1 pseudogene is annotated in these 2143 nt (G+C 72.2%); it reads left to right on the top strand.

The features are described from left to right. Window positions 1–2143, top strand: a pseudogene (locus tag HEQ75_RS27555) (M10 family metallopeptidase C-terminal domain-containing protein); the annotation flags it as partial.

Consider the following 2143-nt stretch of genomic DNA (forward strand, 5'->3'; position numbering starts at 1 on the left):
GATGTCAGCGGTTCGGCCGGTGACCAGCTGATCGGCGGCGCCGGCAACGACACGGTGAGCTACGAGTGGGACAGCGTCGGCGTCTTCGTCCATCTCGGCATGGATCTGGCCAGCCATGATGACGGTGACGACACGCTGAGCGGCTTCGAGAACGCGATCGGCGGCTCGGGCAATGACGAGATCCATGGCAGCGACGACGCCAACAGCCTGGCCGGCGGCGACGGCAACGACAGCCTCTCGGGCGGCGACGGCAACGACACGCTCGACGGCGGCGAGGGCAACAACCTCCTCGACGGCGGCGAGGGGCTGGATCTGCTGGACTACGGCGCCGCGGTCGCCGACAGCGTCATCTTCGCGACGCTCACGAGCGAACTGACCCGCTACGACGCCTATGCCTGCACGCTCGGCACCGACACGCTGTCCGGCATCGAGACGCTGGTGGCGACGGAGGGCGGACAGGACATGATCGACGGGGCGGCGGAGGTCGCGCGCGCGCTGGCGATCGACCTCGGCGCCGAGACCCTGGTGGTGACCGGCCTGTCCGGCGTCGAATCCAGCATGACCGTGCAGGGCTTCGAGCACGCCAGCGGCGGCCTGGGCGACGACCTGCTCACCGGCTCGGCGGGCGCCAACATCCTCGGCGGCGGCGGCGGCGCCGATACGCTGGCGGGCGGCGCCGGTGCCGACACGCTGGATGGCGGCGACGGCACCGACACGGCGGACTACACGACCTCCGGCGCGGCGGTGCGCTTCTATCTCACGGGCGGCGCCGGAACCGGGGTGGGCGGGGATGCCGAGGGCGATGCGCTGTCCTCGATCGAGAACATCACCGGCTCGGCCCACAACGACACGCTGCACGGCGACGAGGGGGCCAACCTGCTGTTCGGCGGCGCCGGCGACGACACGCTGGCCGGCGGCGGCGGTGCGGACACGCTGCAGGGCAGCTTCGGCGACGACGTGTTCCTGATCGGCAGCGCGGCGCAGCATGCGGTGGGCGAGATGATCCGCGGCGGCGACGGCAACGACGTGATCCGCTTCACCAGCACGACGGCGGCGGAGACGCTGGTGCTGACCTCCGGTGTCGGCGGGGTGGAGGAGGTGCGCATCGGCGACGCGTCCGGCGATGTCTCCGGCAGCACGGCGCTGAACATCGACGCCGCGGCGCTGGGCAGCGGGGCCGCCATCCGCCTGGTCGGCAATGCCGGCAGCAACCTGCTGACCGGCAACGACAACGGCGCGAGCCACCTGATCGGCGGCGCCGGCAACGACACGCTGGTCGGCGGCAGCGGCGCGGACACGCTGGTCGGCGGCAGCGGCGCGGACTCGATGGCCGGCGGCAGCGGCAGCGACTGGGTGGACTACTCGGGCAGCGTCGACGGCATCTCGGTCAACCTGAAGGATGCGGTGCAGGCGCTGGGCGATGCGCAGGACGACACGCTGGTCGGCGTGGAGAACGTGCTGGGCTCGGCGGCGGCGGACTTCATCCGCGGCGACGCGGCGGCGAACCAGCTCATCGGCGGCGCGGGCAACGACTCGCTGCAGGGCTTCGAGGGCAACGACACGCTGGAGGGCGGTGCGGGCGCCGACGAGCTGATCGGCGGCACCGGCACCGACCTGGTGACCTATCGCGGCGCCGCCGCCGGCGTGGTCGTCGACCTGACGCTGACGCTGACGGCGCAGGGCGATGCGGAGGGCGACACCTTCCTCGGCATCGAGAACCTGGAAGGCTCGGCGCATGGCGACACGCTGGTGGGCGACGGCCAGGCCAACCTGCTGACCGGCGGTGACGGCAACGACGCGCTGACCGGCGGCGCCGGCAACGACACGCTGACCGGCGGCGCGGGCCGGGACATGCTGACCGGCGGCACGGGGGCCGACCGCTACGTGTGGACCAGCGTGTCGGACAGCGCGGCGACGACGGCGGAGCGCGACTGCATCCTGGACTGGGGTGCGGGCGACAGGATCGACCTGTCGGCGCTGGACGCCAATCTGGACCTCGGCGGGCTGCAGAACTTCGTGTTCCGCGGCGTGACCTCCGCGCTGTACACGGCGGAGGCGGGCGAGCTCTGGAGCTACCAGTACGGGTCGAAGACCTACCTGATCGGCGGGGTGGATGCCGATACGGGGCGCGACTTCCAGATCG

Origin of the sequence: Falsiroseomonas selenitidurans (genome assembly GCF_012103215.1) — a bacterium.
In the GTDB taxonomy this organism is placed as follows: Bacteria; Pseudomonadota; Alphaproteobacteria; order Acetobacterales; family Acetobacteraceae; genus Falsiroseomonas; species Falsiroseomonas selenitidurans.